This window comes from Alcanivorax sp., from assembly GCF_017794965.1.
GTDB lineage: Bacteria > Pseudomonadota > Gammaproteobacteria > Pseudomonadales > Alcanivoracaceae > Alcanivorax.
This window is the reverse complement of the sequence record NZ_CP051240.1, coordinates 1,082,467-1,098,462: the sequence shown is the minus strand read 5'-3', so window position 1 is coordinate 1,098,462 and position 15,996 is coordinate 1,082,467. Positions and strand designations below refer to the sequence as shown.

General features: G+C 57.8%; 17 protein-coding genes. 10 read left to right on the top strand and 7 right to left on the bottom strand.

Translation table 11 applies throughout. The features are described 5' to 3' along the window. Positions 1 to 179: 179 nt before the first annotated feature. Positions 180 to 1,964 (bottom strand): acyl-CoA dehydrogenase, encoded by a 1,785-nt coding sequence (locus HF945_RS04945; RefSeq protein ID WP_290524644.1) that lies wholly within the window; start codon positions 1,962 to 1,964, stop codon positions 180 to 182. 203 nt (positions 1,965 to 2,167) lie between these two features. Between HF945_RS04945 and HF945_RS04940 the strand changes: the two genes are divergently transcribed. From HF945_RS04940 to HF945_RS04930, 3 genes are all read left to right on the top strand, one after another. Continuing rightward, a complete protein-coding gene (locus HF945_RS04940; RefSeq protein ID WP_290524643.1) occupies positions 2,168 to 3,160 on the top strand; it encodes a helix-turn-helix domain-containing protein in 993 nt (330 codons plus the stop codon). Positions 3,161 to 3,298: 138 nt separating this feature from the next. Further along, positions 3,299 to 3,997, top strand: coding sequence for a response regulator transcription factor (locus HF945_RS04935; protein ID WP_290524642.1), 699 nt, complete (start codon positions 3,299 to 3,301; stop codon positions 3,995 to 3,997). Between the two features lie 12 nt (positions 3,998 to 4,009). Then, entirely contained in the window at positions 4,010 to 4,909 is a 900-nt protein-coding gene (locus HF945_RS04930; RefSeq protein WP_290524641.1) for a diguanylate cyclase, read from the top strand. Between the two features lie 91 nt (positions 4,910 to 5,000). Here HF945_RS04930 and HF945_RS04925 read toward each other — a convergent pair whose 3' ends face one another. Genes HF945_RS04925 through HF945_RS04910 form a run of 4 tightly spaced genes read right to left on the bottom strand, consistent with a single transcriptional unit; the run spans position 5,001 to position 8,623 of the window. Then, positions 5,001 to 6,260, bottom strand: coding sequence for a HAMP domain-containing sensor histidine kinase (locus HF945_RS04925; RefSeq protein ID WP_290524640.1), 1,260 nt, complete (start codon positions 6,258 to 6,260; stop codon positions 5,001 to 5,003). Positions 6,261 to 6,284: 24 nt separating this feature from the next. Continuing rightward, positions 6,285 to 7,292: a cyclopropane-fatty-acyl-phospholipid synthase family protein gene (locus HF945_RS04920; RefSeq protein ID WP_290524639.1), complete on the bottom strand. Its 1,008-nt coding sequence runs from the start codon at positions 7,290 to 7,292 to the stop codon at positions 6,285 to 6,287. Next, positions 7,289 to 8,059, bottom strand: a complete 771-nt coding sequence (locus tag HF945_RS04915) for a DUF1295 domain-containing protein (RefSeq protein ID WP_290524638.1) — start codon at positions 8,057 to 8,059, stop codon at positions 7,289 to 7,291. The genes HF945_RS04920 and HF945_RS04915 overlap by 4 nt, the downstream gene beginning before the upstream one ends. A gap of 3 nt (positions 8,060 to 8,062) precedes the next feature. Continuing rightward, positions 8,063 to 8,623 carry a DUF2878 domain-containing protein gene (locus tag HF945_RS04910; protein WP_290524637.1) on the bottom strand — a complete coding sequence of 187 codons (561 nt, stop codon included), beginning with the start codon at positions 8,621 to 8,623 and terminating at the stop codon, positions 8,063 to 8,065. A gap of 84 nt (positions 8,624 to 8,707) precedes the next feature. Between HF945_RS04910 and HF945_RS04905 the strand changes: the two genes are divergently transcribed. The 4 genes from HF945_RS04905 to HF945_RS04890 all read left to right on the top strand — a co-directional run bounded on the left by HF945_RS04905 (position 8,708) and on the right by HF945_RS04890 (position 12,236). After that, positions 8,708 to 9,313 carry a nuclear transport factor 2 family protein gene (locus tag HF945_RS04905; protein WP_290524636.1) on the top strand — a complete coding sequence of 202 codons (606 nt, stop codon included), beginning with the start codon at positions 8,708 to 8,710 and terminating at the stop codon, positions 9,311 to 9,313. Further along, complete coding sequence (locus HF945_RS04900) at positions 9,283 to 9,819, top strand: chalcone isomerase family protein (RefSeq protein WP_290524635.1); 537 nt, start codon at positions 9,283 to 9,285, stop codon at positions 9,817 to 9,819. The genes HF945_RS04905 and HF945_RS04900 overlap by 31 nt, the downstream gene beginning before the upstream one ends. Before the next feature lie 126 nt (positions 9,820 to 9,945). Further along, positions 9,946 to 10,737, top strand: coding sequence for a GGDEF domain-containing protein (locus HF945_RS04895; protein ID WP_290524634.1), 792 nt, complete (start codon positions 9,946 to 9,948; stop codon positions 10,735 to 10,737). 317 nt (positions 10,738 to 11,054) lie between these two features. Continuing rightward, a complete protein-coding gene (locus HF945_RS04890; RefSeq protein WP_290524633.1) occupies positions 11,055 to 12,236 on the top strand; it encodes an OmpA family protein in 1,182 nt (393 codons plus the stop codon). A gap of 500 nt (positions 12,237 to 12,736) precedes the next feature. Here HF945_RS04890 and tadA read toward each other — a convergent pair whose 3' ends face one another. Next, on the bottom strand, positions 12,737 to 13,189 hold the full coding sequence (tadA, locus tag HF945_RS04885; RefSeq protein WP_290524632.1) for a tRNA adenosine(34) deaminase TadA: 453 nt from the start codon (positions 13,187 to 13,189) through the stop codon (positions 12,737 to 12,739). Between the two features lie 83 nt (positions 13,190 to 13,272). Here tadA and purT point away from each other — a divergent pair, with 83 nt between their 5' ends. Both purT and HF945_RS04875 read left to right on the top strand, forming a co-directional pair. Beyond that, complete coding sequence (purT, locus tag HF945_RS04880; protein WP_290524631.1) at positions 13,273 to 14,454, top strand: formate-dependent phosphoribosylglycinamide formyltransferase; 1,182 nt, start codon at positions 13,273 to 13,275, stop codon at positions 14,452 to 14,454. Positions 14,455 to 14,465: 11 nt separating this feature from the next. Beyond that, positions 14,466 to 14,864 (top strand): TM2 domain-containing protein, encoded by a 399-nt coding sequence (locus HF945_RS04875; protein ID WP_246968881.1) that lies wholly within the window; start codon positions 14,466 to 14,468, stop codon positions 14,862 to 14,864. An 82-nt stretch (positions 14,865 to 14,946) separates the two neighbouring features. Here the strand turns inward: HF945_RS04875 and HF945_RS04870 are convergent, their stop codons facing one another. Beyond that, positions 14,947 to 15,330 (bottom strand): DoxX family protein, encoded by a 384-nt coding sequence (locus HF945_RS04870; RefSeq protein ID WP_290524630.1) that lies wholly within the window; start codon positions 15,328 to 15,330, stop codon positions 14,947 to 14,949. 203 nt (positions 15,331 to 15,533) lie between these two features. Between HF945_RS04870 and HF945_RS04865 the strand changes: the two genes are divergently transcribed. Beyond that, positions 15,534 to 15,977, top strand: coding sequence for a DoxX family protein (locus tag HF945_RS04865; RefSeq protein WP_290524629.1), 444 nt, complete (start codon positions 15,534 to 15,536; stop codon positions 15,975 to 15,977). The last annotated feature ends 19 nt before the right edge of the window (positions 15,978 to 15,996 follow it).

Below are 15,996 nucleotides of genomic sequence, written 5' to 3'. Positions count from 1 at the left end.
AAGGGGTGGACAACATAGAATCTCCTACGGGAAGGCCTTGGTAGCGGCAACTTCCCCGCCAACTCGCGATAAACCAAAAAAAAGCCCCCTGAACGGGGGCTAAAATGTCGTCACGGCATTCGGCCGCGGTGCGGCTCTCCCGAGCACGTTTACGACATGCACACTGATCGTCAATACAATCAGAACCAGCGATCTTCCATTTCCAGAAACGTCCGGTCACCCTCCAGCAAACGGGCTACATCCACCTCGACACGGGGCAGTTCCCACTGGAAAAAATAGCGGGCTGCCTGCAATTTACCATTGGCAAAATCCGCGTCGCCATCATCCAGTTGCACAGCAGCATTGGCCTGACGCAGCCACATCCAGGCGGCCACTACATGTCCCACCAGCTGCAGGTAGGCATTGGCATTGGACAGCCCCGTGGTCGGTCCCTTTTCCGCCAGGGTCTTGCCCGCTGCCCGGGTCACCGCATCCACTTTTGGCAACATCGCCTGCAGGGCATCGGCAAAGGGGCGGCACCGTGAATCTGACGTGGCTGATACATCGGCCATAATGTGTTCGGCCAGCAACTTCATACCACGACCCGCAGACTGCCAGACCTTGCGCCCCAGCAAATCCAGACCATGAATACCGGTGGTGCCTTCGTGTATGGGATTGAGACGGTTATCCCGCCAAACCTGCTCCACCGGATATTCGCGAGTGTAGCCCGCGCCGCCGAATACCTGGATGGCCATATCGTTAGCCTTGAGGCCGAATTCGGAAGGCCAGGTCTTGATGACCGGGGTCAACAAGTCCAGCAGCAGCTCTGCATCTTTGGCCTGCGCCTCATTCCCGGTTTCGATTTCGTCCACCAGCCGATAGCCGTAAAAGCACATGGCCAGCGCTGCTTCCGCATAGGCTTTCTGGGTAAGCAACAGGCGGCGCACATCCGCATGTTCGATGATCGGTACCATGGGCTCACTGAACGCGGCCTTCTCGGCATGGCGGCCCTGGGTACGATCGCGGGCATAATCCAGTGCGAAACGGTAACCACGGTAGCCCAGCAAAGCTGCGCCATAGCCCACGGCCACCCGCGCCTCGTTCATCATCTGGAACATGTAGCGCAAGCCCTGGTGCTCTTCACCTACCAGATAACCATGACAATCATCGTTATCGCCAAAAGTGAGAGCGGTACTGCTGGCACCGCGATAGCCCATCTTGTGAATCAACCCTGCCAGGATCACATCATTGCGCTCACCCGGCTGGCCCTGATCATCCAGGCGATATTTGGGCACCACAAACAGGGAAATGCCCTTGACCCCATCCGGTCCACCGGGAATCTTCGCCAGCACCAGGTGGACGATGTTTTCCCCCAGCTCGTTCTCGCCGGCAGAAATATAAATCTTGTTGCCCTTGATCCGGTAAGTGCCGTCGGGCTGTGGGTTGGCCCGGGTGCGGATATCGGCCAGGGACGAGCCGGCATGGGGCTCTGTCAGCGCCATGGTGCCGGTGAAACGCCCGGCCATCATGGGTTCAAGAAACTGTGTCTTGAGCGATTCACTGGCGAAGTTCCGGATCACATTGCCCGCCGCGGCGGTAAGAAACGGATACACCGTCGTGCTGGGATTTACGCAGGTGAACATCCCGGTACAGGCTGCCGCCGCCGTTTCCGGCAGTTGCATGCCACCCTCTTCAAAGCTGGCCCGTGCGGCCAGGAATCCGGCTTCGATATAGGCGTCAAAGGCTTCTTTGACCTCGGGAAGCATGACCACCTTGCCGTCAACAAAGCTGGGCTCTTCCTTGTCTGCCCGGGTGTTGTGATTGGCGAATTTTTCCCGGGCCAGTTTCTCGGCCGTATCCAGTGCCGCCTCGATCGTTTCGCGGCTGTGCTCGGCAAAGCGCGGGCGGGCCAGCAATGCATCGGTGTCCAGCACGTCAAACAACTGGAAGCGCAGATCTCGCCGGTCAAGAATGGTGTCGCTCACGAACAGGGCTCCTTTGATGCATTAGGGCAGATGTCAGGGTGCGAGGGCCATAGTGGCTGGGTGCCTGACTCAGGGTATAAGGGTCAGTCATTGCGCCAGCGAGTCACCGATCCGCCAGCCCTCTTGATAGTTAATCAGCTTGCCACCGGCAAAGGGTCTCTGGCATTGTCGCCTATGACTTATTTATGGCTGATCACGTCACTATGTACCAAGTTGCAGTTCTCGCCTATGACGGCGTCTTTGCCTCCGCGCTCACCGGCATCGTGGATTTGTTGAGCCTGACCGGCGTCACCTGGAACCGTATCCAGGGCGAGCCACTGGATCGACAGTTCTCCGTTCGCATCGTCTCCCGGGACGGTAACCCGGTGCGCTGCACGCCGAGCCTGCGTATCGCAGTAGATGCCGCCATCGATCAGGTGGAGAAAGTGGATCTGGTGGTCGTACCCACCATCGGCGCCCCCATCGAGAGTGTGCTGAAGCAGCAAAAGGACGTCCTCCCCTGGTTGAGGAAGATGCATGCAGCCGGCGCCGACCTGGCCAGCAATTGCACCGGGGCCTTCCTGCTGGCGGAGGCAGGCTTGCTGGATGGGCGAACCGCGACCACCCACTGGGGCTTCAGCCAGCAGTTCCGTCACCGCTACCCCCAGGTACAGCTCAATGAACGGGAATTGATCACCCGCTCGGACACTATTTTCTGTGCCGGAGGCGGCACCGCCTGGCGGGACCTGAGTATTCTGCTGGTGGAACGTTATTGCGGCCCGGATCTGGCCCGGGAGCTGGCTCGCGCCTTTGTCATCGATGTGCGCAACGATCTGCAAAGCATCTATGCCGGTCTGCCTGCCCACAGTTACCACCAGGATGAACAGGTCCACACCGTGCAGGCATGGATTCATGAACACTTTCATCAATCCGCCTCCCTGGCGCAGTTGGCGGAAAAGGTTCACATCAGCCCTCGCCAGCTCCAGCGCCGCTTCACCGCCGCCTTGGGCGAGCCCCCCTTGCAGTACCTGCAGCGGGTACGCATCGAAGCCGCCCGCAAGATGCTGGAACGGGGCGCATCCAATCTGGCGAAACTGTCAGAGCAGGTGGGCTATCAGGATGTGAGCAGCTTTTCCCGGTTGTTCAAGCGGCATACCGGCTTGTCACCCAGCCATTATCGCCAGCGCTTTGCCCGTAACGGCGCACTGAGCGACTGAAAGCTGTTCATCGCCTGGGACTTGCGAGCCCGGCCGGCAGAACGGACACTGAAAAGTGATGCCATGTTGACGCCCCGTTGACAACGGACAGGGCAATCTTGGTTGTACAAAATCGGAACTTTGTACAGGAGCAGCACCGTGGACAACCTCTCGATTCTATTGGTCGAAGACCACCGCCAACTGGCGCAGACCGTGCTCGAATTTCTTGAGCAGCAAGGCGCCACGGTGGATTATGCGGGCAACACGCACCTGGCCCGTGAACTGGTCAAGGAACATCATTACGACCTGATGTTGCTGGACGTGATGCTGCCCGGGGAAAGCGGTTTCGAATTCTGCCGCTCGGTACGGGAAGAGCTGACCCTGGATATGCCGGTGATCTTCATGACCGCCCGTGATCAGCTTGACGACAAGCTGGAAGGTTTTCGCAATGGCGGCGATGACTACATCGTCAAACCGTTCGCCCTGCCGGAACTGGCCGCCCGGGTGCATGCCCAGATTCGCCGGCAGCGCCGCGAAGTGACTGCCAATACCCTGCAAGTTGACGATCTGGAACTGGATCCCGCCCGCCAGGAAGCCCGTCGAGCAGGCCAACCGCTGAAGTTGTCCCCCACTGCTTTCCGGATTCTTCGCATCCTGATGCGAGAGTCCCCCAAGGTTGTAAGCCGGGAACAGCTTGAGCAAGAACTGTGGGGAGACCTGGTTCCAGATTCTGATGCCCTGCGCAGCCATCTCTACAACCTGCGCAAGGCCGTGGACAAGCCCTTCGCCAACCACCTTCTCAACACCCTTCCCGGGGTAGGGTTCTGTATCCAATCACCAGAACCCTCGAACCCTTAACAGAAAGCCCCCTTGCACAGCCGTAAAGTAGGGCGTGATAATGAACTCAAACATCACGCCCTTCTTTATATGCCTGTTTCCCGCTCTAACCGCCCCGTTCGCTATTCATCCAGCGAGGCCCTGCTTGACGCTCACCTGCAGCGGCTCCAGCAGCGCCATGGCATGGCGCTGTGGATGATTACCCGCGTGCGTGATGACGTCATGTGGTTGTTGAGAGTGAACGACGACCATTACGGCCTGGAGCAAGGTCACAGGATTGAGTGGCAACGCAGCTACTGCATTCGCATGGTGGAGCAGGATGGTCCCTGCATCGTTACCGATACCCGTGAAGCCTCGCCATACCGGGCGGCCCCCATCAACGATGATCTGGAAATCGGTGCTTATGTGGGGTTGCCCCTGCTGGATGCCCGCGGTGCGCTTTTCGGCACCCTGTGCGCGTTGGCCCCAAAAGCACAACCGGCCAGTCTGGCGGACCGACTGCCAGAGCTTGAACACGATGCCGCTCTGATCAGCTTTACCCTGCAGCGCGCCTTGCGCGATGCGCAGCAACAACGACTCAGCACCTTTATCGAGCATCCGGATCGCTGTGATGAGACCGGTCTGCCGTCTGTGGTGGGCTGGCGGGATATCCTTGCCCAGGAGCAAGGCAACTGCATCAACCTGGGCGAAGCCTCCTCGGTGATGTATCTGCAGGCGGCGGAAGACGCGGACAGTCTGGTCATCGCCGACTCACTGGCGGCGCTATTGCGAGATCAGGACAGTGTAGCCCATCTGGGCAACAACCAGTTCGGCATCCTGCTTGCCGACACCCACCAGCGCAAAGCAGCCATGGTTGCTGACCGCATCCGTGATGCCCTGAATGCCAAGCGGCTGCTGGTGAAACTGCAGCAAGAACCCCTTTCACCGTTCTGACTCTATGCAGATACCCATGATCTCAGGGGGTACAGAGATCAGGGCCTGCCAAATCAGCGGATGACAGCTGTGACTGCGTCATTTCCGTAGTTCAGAAACGCACCTCAACCTGGGTCCCCTGCCCCGGTTCGCTGGCCACCATCACATCCCAGTGATAGCGCTCGCACAAACGCTGAACAATCGCCAACCCCAGGCCATGACCACTTTCGCCGCTTTCACCCCGCTGGAACGGTTTCATCATACGGTCCAGTTCGGATCGCTCCATCCCCACGCCTGCATCCACCACCTGCACTGCGCCGTTTTCGATAACGATGGTCACCTCGCCAGATCCACTGTAGTTGATGGCGTTTCGAACCAGGTTGTTCAGCAGAATAGTCAGTACAGCTTCCGGCGCTTCCACTCGCATCAATGCCCGCTGGCGCACCTGCAAACGAATCTTCTTGCGCTCCGCCAGGGGAGATAGCCGCTCCATCAGGTTCACGGCAAGGTCATTCACTATGATGACCTCACTGTCCTGGCTGGTCTGCTCGGTACGGGCCAGCATGAGAAGTGTTTCCAGCGTTGCCTCCATGTCGTCCACGGTATCTTCCATGCGACGTATCAGCGGGCGATCACCGGTCTGGCTGACCAGCAACTCCAGGTTGGCACGAAACACCGCCAGAGGCGTACGCAATTCATGACTGGCATCGCGGGTAAACTGTCGCTCACGCTCCACAAAGGTCACCAGTCGGTCGGCATAACGCTCCAGCGCCCCCAGCAGAACAGAGACTTCACTGTCCGCATCCGCTTCGATATCAGACAGATCCGGGCGCGCCAGGCCGGGGTTATCCACCGGCGCCTGGCGCAACCGGTCGGAAAGTTGCACCAGCGGAGACAGCAATTCGCGGGATTTCTTCCAGCCCAGAAACGAGGTGATGTAGATCACCAACAGCACACCAGTGAGTGGGAGGATACCGAACAGGAAAGCAAGAACAGAAACCCGTTGCTCGTCAAACACCAGGTAGAGCCGGGAAGCATCCCGGCTTTCGATATAGACGATGGGTTTTTCACTGCCCAGCTCAACCCGATGGTAGCCATCGGGCATCACTTGCAACACTTCAGGAATATCATCACTGACCACATCGCTGGTCAGCAGCCCCAGCAGGTGGCGGGTATTTGGCCGGGGCTGGGATGGATTATCATCCAGCAGAGACCAGTAATGTTCGGCCTCCTTGATCAGGGCCTGCTTTACCAGCACCTGCTCGATGATATTGGCCGTCACCCAGACCCCGAGCACCGTGGCCATGCTGATCAACAGGAGTTGAATCAGATAAACACGGGTAATGCGATGCTGAACCCCGGACTTTTTCATGCCTTCCCCTTCAGGCCATGGGGCTCACTCCGGGCGAGCAAACCGGTAGTGAGCAACAAACCACTCGTCGCCCCCACCATAGTTAAACAGCTCGGCGCATGCCATGAAAAACATCCGCCAGCGTTGCAACCAACGCTTGCCTTCGCCCGCACCGTATAACTCATCCAGCAAGGCGGTGAGGGTTTTCTGGTGGGTGTCTGCGAGCACCAGCCAGGCCTCCAGAGTCCGGCCGTAGTGAGTACCATTGACCGCCCAGCGTTGTTCTTCCCGGAGTGCACCAGAGCAATCAGGCAACCAGTCCCAGGAAGGCATCATCCCGCCGGAAAAAAAGTTTCGGGCCATCCAGTCACTGCTGCCCTTGTCTTCGAAAAGATAGGTCAGTTCGCGGTGACAGAACACGTGGACGAAGAGCTTGCCACCGGGCACCAGCCAGTCGTGGATACGGGCCATCAGGGTGCGGTGATTGCGCATATGTTCGAACATTTCCACCGACACAACACGGTCAAATTGTTGCTCGGGGGTGAATGCCGCCGCATCTGCCGTTATCACGTTGAGATTACTCAGCCCCCGCTCTTTGGCGCGCGCCAGGATAAACGCCCGCTGGGAGGCGGAATTGGAAATGGCAGTAACCTGGCTCCCCGGATAATGTTCCGCCATCCACAGGGTCAGGGAACCCCAACCGCAGCCCATTTCGAGAATATTCTGACCATTGGCCAGTTCTGCACGCTCGCAGGTGAGCGCCAGCATGGCCTCTTCAGCGTCGGCCAGAGTGCTGCTGTCACTGGGCCAGTAACCGCTGGAATATTTAAGATGTGGGCCGAGCACCTTTTCATAGAAACGGGCATCCACTTCATAATGTTGCTCGTTGGCCGCATCCTGATCCACTGCCACCGGTGCGGCACTCAGGGCCTCCGTGAGGGCCTCGGGCTTGCGCTCATGCTCCTGCTGAAGGCGGCGGCCGAGCAGGCGACGAATTCCGAAACGAACCAGTGGGTCCGGCAGCAGGCCGGATTCAGCCATCTGAATAATCATGGTGCAGGTCTCCAGGGGAAAAAGGCACTGGTGGTGCGTTGATAATCCCGGTAATCATCACCCCGGGTCTTAATGGCTTGCTTTTCCGTGTACGGAATACCGGTCACAAACCAGAGAAACAGGAACATGGCCAGAGGCAGTATCCACAGCCAGGCGGCGTGACTCGCTCCGATGGCGATCAACGGATAACTGATCCAGTGCAACCATTCAAAAAAGTAATTAGGGTGACGGGAGTATCGCCAAAGTCCTTCGCGGCACGTCTTGCCCCGGGAGTCTGCTCTCGCCTTGAAGCGGCTCAACTGACGGTCTGCCAGTCCTTCACCCGCGATGGCCAGCAAGCCCAACAGAAAACCGGACATGACCCACAGGGCATTCCATTGCTGTTGTTCACCAATCACCTTGAAGGTCATGGCAAACCCCAGTGCCAACAGTGCCTGACCCCAGAAGAAAAGCAGAAACACGGGTTGCGCTTTGGCACCCAGCGCCTCTCGCATAGCCGCGTAACGGCCATCTTCTTTTTCTTCGTCACGCACCCGACGATAAATGTGTCCTCCCAGGCGCAATGACCAGACCACCAGCAAGATCAGTGCTGCCATACGGGGGGCCCAGTCGCCGCTTCCGCCCAGCAGAAAGACCACACCGGTGATACCGGTTGCCCATGCCCAGAACACATCAACCCAGCCGGCGTTGCGGCTGCGTCGTTGCTGTTGCCACATCACTGTGGCGACGATTAACAGAATCCCCAGCCACACCATTACACTGTCCATACACTATCCATGGTCACGTATTCCATTACCCAAAGTATTTGAGGATTTTTCGAACCAGCGTGCCAAACTACCGAATAAAGGCACAATCACTGCCCAGATTGCGCCATAGACGAGCATCAGTTTCCACTCCCCCTGGGGAGCCTGAGCGGCACCGAGCTTGACCCCCATCAACACGGAAAAAGCGCCACCCAGCCCGCCGAACAGCACCGCCAGTACGGGTCGCGTCTGCAACCAGGCAAGGCAGTAAAAGAAGCTGATTGCGAAACCGCCCCACAGTGCCCAGATCCATCCTGGCGCCAACCAGCGCGATGATGCGTCTACATAGTCGATCAATCCCAACTGCAACCACACCGGCTCTACCAGCAGGCAGACCGTAAATCCGGTAGCCAACATACGCAAATCGCGGCGCCACTCACTGCCTGCCGCCACGGGCAACAACAGCATGGCTGCCAGCACCCACCACGCAAGGTAGGAATAACCGCTGGCGGCCCCCAGCACGGCGGCCGGCCAAAGCAGCTGAAAACCAATCAGGTTGATCAAAAATTGCGGTGTCGGTGTTTTCATCAAACAAGAGTGCGCCAGAACTCGTCAACGGGCTGTGAACCAATCTTCACAAGGGTCTCACCGGCCTTGCCTCATTCTTGTTCCATGAAATCGTTACCGACACTGGCAGTAATTGCCCTGACTTCAGGTCTGTGGGGATGCAACAGCACTCCCGCGGGGCCCTATGGCTACACCCAGATTTATCTGGATGAGCGAGGTCGTTGTGCAAACAGTCATCCACCAGATGCCAGCCAAGTAGAACGCTTCATACGCTTCTATGACCAGCTTCGCAGTGGCCAGGTGACCGACCAAATTGCCGACATTTATGCCCAAGACGTGTACTTCAATGACACCCTGGTCACCTTGAGAGACAGAGAAACGCTTGCTGAACACTTGCAGAAGACTGCCGAGGGCCTCGACACCATGACAGTCACCCTGCTGGATGTGTTGGCTCCCGCTGATATGAATCCGCAGGTCGACACCGCTCAACCTGATGCCACTTACCTGCTCTGGGAAATGCGTGCGCAGTTCAGTCTGCTTGGCAGGGACAGGTTGTCTTACACCCTTGGTATCAGCCAGCTTTGTTTTAACCAACAGGGTCAGGTCGTATTCCACCAGGACTTCTGGGACAGCAGTCAGGGACTGGATCAACACCTGCCAATACTGGGAGCACCAACACGATGGTTACGCAAACATCCGGACGCACCGTAGGCCCCAAATTACTGGCTGCCAGCAGCCTGTTGATCGCCAGCCTTCCCGGGCTCGCCCTTGCTGAGGATGACTGGCAACAGTGTCAACGTGCCGACGTGAAAGCCCTCAAGGTATTCACGGTTGGTGAAGCCGCCCTATACCGGCAGGACTGTAATGTGGACGATCTTCTCAGCCCACCACTGAAACTGGCTTTTCGCTACTTCCGGGAAGTGCCGGGGGATGCTTTCGCCAAGGCAGCCATGCATTTTCTCGAAAAGAATCTTGATGAAGCCCGCTTCAACCGGCTGCAGCCAGAGCTTGCTGAGTTCAACAGATACTACCAGGACGTGGATGACGGTGACCGTTACACCATGACCTATGAGGAAGGCGGCCTGACCCTGCGTCTGAACGACCAAACCCTGACCCAACAGGCTGGCGACGACTTCGCTCGAGCCTACCTGTCCATCTGGTTTGGTCCTTCCCCCTATTCTGCCGCCATGAAGGAATCCCTGCTCGGGCAACGCTAGAGAGCCTTCCCGCCGCTATACCACCGCCCGCCGGCTACATGGTTGAGCCTGGACTATTGCGCCCCGGCGAGTGAGCCCGGATACTGAAGAAATAACAAACACAGTCAGTTTTGGGGAAATCGCAGCATGGCAACGCTGTTTCACGTTATCGCCACCGCCTCGCGCCACATCAGAAAGACAGACCGGCCGGCAGCCCTCAAGGGCACCGCAGCCTTCCTTTTTTCCGCTACTCTGGTGTCGGTAATCCTGACCGGGATTGCGGTATTGATCGTGGGCGAGCGTGACTGGCTGTCTGCCCTGGTACTGGCCATCGCCCTGCCGTTGATCCTGATTACCCCGTTGCTCTACCTGTTTGCCACCCGTCTTATCGCCCTGGACCGTCAGAACAGGGATCTGCAACAGGCTGCCCGGGAAGATCACCTCACCGGGGTATTCAACCGTCCACACCTGCTTGGCATGCTGGAGCGGGAGTTGGCATTGAGTCAGCGCCACAACTACATCGTTTCAGTGCTGCTCATCGAAATCAGCGACTTCAGCCAGTTGCTGGATGAACAAGGCCGTCATGTGGGAGAGCAGGCGCTGCGTCTGTTCGCCGACGGCATAGCGGAAAAAATTCGCGAAAGCGATCTGTTCGGGCGTTTTGATGGCGCCCAGTTCCTGCTGGTATTGCCCCACACCAGTTTCGAGGATGCCACCCGAATGGGAGAAGGCCTGCGCGCCATTGCCGCCAACCTGAAGATCAAAGGCCGCATCCAGGACGACGGCTCCCGCCCCTCGGTCAAAATCACCGCCAAGATCGGCGCGGCAAGCACAGAAAACAGTGGTCGCAACCTGAACTCACTGCTCAATGAAGCCGATTACGCCCTCTATCAGAACCGTAACGAACGACGGGAAAAACCCCCAGCCGCAGATGCCTGAGCGATTCGGGCAAACCACCAAGGTTGGGCCGGCAAACCTGGCGAATGATCAGCGCTGACAACACATGACTCTCCCCGCTCTGCCCCTCCTTTTATTGGCCGAAAAAGCAGCCTCGCAAAAAAAGTAATACCAAATCATGAACCATTCATAAGGCTTTATTGTTAATTTTCTTTAGCCATGGCCATAAAACCCTCAATTAGTTTCACCCTTTGTAAATTTTCTTATTAATCTCTAGAAGGAGGATTTACATGGACGATTGCCTAACGAACACTGAAGCAGTGTTTGTTCTGCCTATCGATAAAAAAAGGAAGGAGTCTATGAACGCTAAACGTTTTTTAGCAGCGAGCATTGCTTGCGCATCTGTTACTGCCACTTCTGCAGTAATGGCTGAGGGAATGCCCGAGCGTTATTTCTACTTTGGTGGTCATATCAGCGAAAACTGGATTGACCTTGGCGATCACTACGAACCGGATACCGGCAGCTACGACAACGAAGTCACCCTGCCCGGCGCCCAGTTGGGCTACCGGTTCAACCGCGACTGGTCTGTACAGGCCTGGTGGGAACGCAACAATTCCAACACCGACCTGTTCGGTGATGTGGACCTGAACATTGCCAGTGCTTCCCTGCGCAAGCACTTCTACGGCAGTTCAGCCTTCGAACCCTATGTGGGTATCGGTGCCGGTGAATTCCGTGCCGAGCCCAGCAACCGCAGCGGTCTCGACGACTATCAGGAAACCATTGGTACCCTGGAAGCCGGTTTCCAGACCCTGCTGCACCCACACTTCATTCTTGATGTGGGCGCCCGTCCCTACTACGCCTTTGACAGCGAGCGTTGGGATGCAGAAATTTATGCAGGCCTGAACTTCCTTATCGGTGCCACCAGCAGCAGCAACGACGACGAAGAGGAAGAACAGCCCGCACCGGTGGATAACATCGTTGCCGACAGCGACGGCGATGGTGTTCCGGACGAGCAGGACCAGTGCTCTGCTACCCCGGCCGGCGCCCAGGTCGATGCCACAGGCTGTGAACTGGACGACGACGGCGACGGCGTTGGTAACAGCAAGGATCAGTGTGCAGGCACACCTGCAGGTGCACTGGTTGATGAAACCGGCTGTCAGCAATACCTGGACAAAGACGTGAAGGAAACCCTTTACGTTGAGTTCGAGCACGGCAAGGCTGAAGTGACCAAGGCTTCCTACCCGAAACTGGGTAACCTGGCCGAGAAGATGCGTCAGTATCCCTCTGCCAACCTGGTGTTGGAAGGCCACACAGACAGCACCGGCTCCGCAGCCTTCAACAAGAAGCTGTCCAAGGAGCGTGCCGACGCAGTCAGTCGTGTACTGGTTGACGAGTACGAAATCGATGCAGGTCGCGTCAGCACTGAAGGCTATGGTGAAGACAAGCCGATTGCCGACAACGGCACTGCTGAAGGTCGTGCCAAGAACCGTCGTGTAGAGGCGGTGATGAAGGCCACCACCAAGGAAGCACAGTTCCAGTAAGGAACGCCGCAACAAGCATCACGCAACACGCCTGATGCATAAAGGCCCGCCCGGGAAACCGGGCGGGCTTTTTTGTGCCGCTCCGCGGCTGCATCACGCTTCACGCAACATGCGACACGCGGAAACCTAAACGGCGGGCCTTACCTCGCTTAGGCTCGAATCGCTTGAAGCCAAGCTCCTACGGGTTATAACAAGGCCCCGTGCCAACGGTATCCCAGTTCCTCGCTGTCGCTCGGTTCGTCCCCTGGAAGGGAGTTATTTGCTACGCTCACCCTTCGGGCCGCACTGCGTGCGTTACTCCGCTACGCTACGTTCCTACAGCGGCTTATCAGGTTCCCAAGCCGCCGAACTCCACGACCTGAATGTCTTTTCCATTCTTCGCAAAACCTGGGGAACTTTTCCGGGTCTTCTCATCAAATCGAGTGTAGCTCGTAGCTCGTAGCTCGTAGCTCGTAGCTCGTAGCTCGTAGCTCGTAGCTCGTAGCTCGTAGCTCGTTAGCTCACCGCCCCCGCCGGCGGGCAAAAAAACCCTTCAACAACGCTGCACTCTCCTCCGCCAGCAGCCCGCCCTCGACCATCATCTTGTGATTGTAGAAAATCGCTTGCGGCAACTGCAGCTGACTCACACAGACCCCGGCCCGTGGTTCGCTGGCCGCATACACCAGCCGCGCCACTCTGGCATGCACCAGCGCCCCGAAGCACATGGTGCAGGGCTCCAACGTCACATACAGGGTGCTGCCCGGCAGGCGATAATTCTGTTCGTTGCGGGCGGCATGGCGCAGCGCCATGATTTCCGCATGGCAGGTGGGATCGTGGGCGATAATGGGCTGGTTATAACCCTCCCCCAACAGCGAGTCTTCTCGCACCAGCACCGCCCCCACCGGTACTTCTCCAACCTTAGCGGCCTGTTCCGCCAGGGCCAGTGCCCGGCGCATCCAATCTTCATCATTCACGGCAGATCCTCTCAGCTTGGGGAATGGTAGCACCTGCCCCGCAATTCGTTACAATCGGCCTATCACCAGATTTGGGAAACATTATGACCACCATTGGCACCCCCAACACTCCCACGGCTACCCGTGTCATGCTGCTCGGCTCCGGCGAACTGGGCCGGGAAGTCGCCATCGAATTGATCCGCTACGGTTGTGAAGTCATCGCCGTGGACCGTTACGCCAACGCACCGGCCATGCAGGTTGCCCAGCGGTGTCATGTGATCAACATGCTCGATGGCAGCGCCCTGCGCAGTCTGGTGGAAAAGGAAAAGCCCGCGCTGATCGTGCCGGAAATCGAAGCCATCGCTACGGATGAATTGCTCAAGCTGGAAGCAGAGGGCGTAAATGTGGTGCCCACCGCCCGGGCCACCAACCTGACCATGAATCGCGAAGGCATTCGCCGACTGGCCGCCGAAGAACTGGGCCTGCCCACCTCCCCGTATCGCTTTGCGGAAACCCTGGAAGACTACCAGCAGGCCGTAGCCGACATCGGCATGCCCTGCGTGATCAAGCCGGTGATGAGCTCCTCTGGCAAGGGCCAGAGCACCATCAAGAGCGAGGACGACATCCAGAAAGCCTGGGATTATGCCCAGTCCGGTGGCCGTGCCGGGGAAGGCCGGGTCATCGTGGAAGGCTTTGTGGACTTTGATTACGAAATCACCCTGCTGACTGTCCGCCACCGCGACGGCACCACCTACTGTGATCCCATTGGCCATCGCCAGGCCAACGGTGACTATCAGGAATCCTGGCAGCCCCAGCCCATGTCCGATGCGGCGCTGGCGGCGTCCAAAGAGGTGGCCGGTGCCATTACCGAAGCCCTCGGTGGCATGGGCATCTTTGGCGTGGAACTGTTCATCAAGGGCGATCAGGTCTATTTCAGCGAAGTCTCTCCCCGTCCCCATGACACTGGCCTTGTGACCTTGCTGTCCCAGAATCTCTCCGAGTTCGCCCTGCATGCCCGGGCTATTCTTGGCTTGCCCATTCCCCGGCTGGAACAGCAAGGTCCGGCGGCATCCTCTGTGCTGCTGGTGGAGGGCGACTCGGAAGCAATGCAGTATCAGGGACTCGACAAGGCGCTCGCAGAACCGGATACCGAAATACGCCTGTTCGGCAAACCGGAAGTGCATGGCAGCCGCCGACTCGGTGTGGCGCTGGCGCTGGGTGATGACATCAACAACGCCCGTGACAAGGCCAACGCTGCCATTGCCGCACTCAGTGTGAAACTCTAAGAGGGATCGAGATGCAGAATCAGGACACGCACAGCAAGGTGATTGGCTATCTACTGTGGATCTTCGGGTTCATGGGCGCCCACCGTTTTTATTATGGCAAACAGATCACCGGCACTATCTGGTTCTTTACCCTCGGCCTGTTTTTCATCGGCTGGATTATCGATCTGTTCCTGATCCCCGGCATGGATGAAGCCGCCGACGCCAAGTACGAAGCCGGCAGTATCGACTACAACGTGGCGTGGATCCTGCTCACCTTCCTGGGCATCTTCGGTATTCACCGCTTCTACATGGGCAAGGTGTTCACCGGGATTATTTATCTACTGACGGTGGGGTTGTTCGGTCTCGGGATCCTCTACGATTTCCTGACCCTCAACGGCCAGATCGCAGAAAAGAACCGCCTTCCCGGCTAAGCCCACCCTCCCCAAAAAAATGCCGCGCCCGGAAAGAGCGCGGCATTTTTTTGCGTCAGGCGTCAGGCCTCTGGCGAAATATTCAATTCCTCACCGCATACCGGCCCGCGCCCAGGAAGAAGATCGCGATAGAGGTGAACAGGAAGACCCCCTGCAATTCCAGCGTCCAGCCTCCGTTGCTGGTCAGGGAAAAGATCTGCCCCATATGCACCAGCACGATGGCGACCAGCATGTTCCCCGCCATCAGTACCGCCCCCACCCGGGTATGCAACCCGATAATCACCATAATCGGCGCCACCAGCTCCCCGATAAAAACCCCGTAGGCCAGAAAGCCGGGCAGGTTATGACTTGCCAGTTCCTGGGCGATCCAGCCCACCCCTGAATACAGTTTGCCGATGCCGTGCAACAACATGAGGATTCCTGCCGTAAGACGCAGAATCAGTTTGGCCAGGTCTGGATTATTCAAAGGCTATCTCCACGAAGATGATGACTCAGAGCCGCTGGCGGCCCAACAAGGCTGACACATTATCATTAGGCCGCCCTTCTTATAATCTACTTTTTAGATCTAAAGGCGGCAATTTCCCTCATTTATAGCAGCTCAACGAATGCGTTTAATAGTCCTCAAGACACGCCGTTCAGCCAGATGCAGACAATCCTGAGGAACACAGCATGAAAAACCTGATCCGCACCCTGACCCAGACCCAGTCCAGCTGGCCCCCCCTCGCCCTGCGCCTGACGGTGGGCATCATTTTCATGGCCCATGGCGCCCAGAAACTGTTTGGCTGGTTTGGCGGTTACGGTCTGGAAGGCACCGGCCAATGGATGGCGTCCATTGGTCTTGAACCCGGCTACCTGATGGCACTGCTGGCCGGCAGCGGGGAATTCCTTGGCGGGCTGGCCCTGGTGCTGGGTCTGCTGGTTCGGCCTGCCGCAATGGTCACCGGCTTCACCATGATAATGGCCATTCTCACCGTGCATATCGGCAACGGCTTGTTCATGAGCAACAACGGCTATGAGTTCGGACTGGCTCTGCTGGCGGCGACGGTTTCCCTGCTGATCACCGGTGGTGGCAACCTCAGTGCCGACAAGGCGATCCAACCAGCCCTCCAGTAACACGAGCAAGAAGCGGGCC

Excerpts from the sequence above, each read along its gene's own strand:
- HF945_RS04940 (WP_290524643.1), top strand. The coding sequence starts at position 2,168 with ATGTACCAAGTTGCAGTTCTCGCCTATGACGGCGTCTTTGCCTCCGCG.
- HF945_RS04925 (WP_290524640.1), bottom strand. The coding sequence starts at position 6,260 with ATGAAAAAGTCCGGGGTTCAGCATCGCATTACCCGTGTTTATCTGATT.
- HF945_RS04920 (WP_290524639.1), bottom strand. The coding sequence starts at position 7,292 with ATGATTATTCAGATGGCTGAATCCGGCCTGCTGCCGGACCCACTGGTT.
- HF945_RS04915 (WP_290524638.1), bottom strand. The coding sequence starts at position 8,059 with ATGGACAGTGTAATGGTGTGGCTGGGGATTCTGTTAATCGTCGCCACA.
- HF945_RS04910 (WP_290524637.1), bottom strand. The coding sequence starts at position 8,623 with ATGAAAACACCGACACCGCAATTTTTGATCAACCTGATTGGTTTTCAG.
- HF945_RS04905 (WP_290524636.1), top strand. The coding sequence starts at position 8,708 with ATGAAATCGTTACCGACACTGGCAGTAATTGCCCTGACTTCAGGTCTG.
- HF945_RS04900 (WP_290524635.1), top strand. The coding sequence starts at position 9,283 with ATGGTTACGCAAACATCCGGACGCACCGTAGGCCCCAAATTACTGGCT.
- HF945_RS04895 (WP_290524634.1), top strand. The coding sequence starts at position 9,946 with ATGGCAACGCTGTTTCACGTTATCGCCACCGCCTCGCGCCACATCAGA.
- HF945_RS04890 (WP_290524633.1), top strand. The coding sequence starts at position 11,055 with ATGAACGCTAAACGTTTTTTAGCAGCGAGCATTGCTTGCGCATCTGTT.
- purT (WP_290524631.1), top strand. The coding sequence starts at position 13,273 with ATGACCACCATTGGCACCCCCAACACTCCCACGGCTACCCGTGTCATG.
- HF945_RS04875 (WP_246968881.1), top strand. The coding sequence starts at position 14,466 with ATGCAGAATCAGGACACGCACAGCAAGGTGATTGGCTATCTACTGTGG.
- HF945_RS04865 (WP_290524629.1), top strand. The coding sequence starts at position 15,534 with ATGAAAAACCTGATCCGCACCCTGACCCAGACCCAGTCCAGCTGGCCC.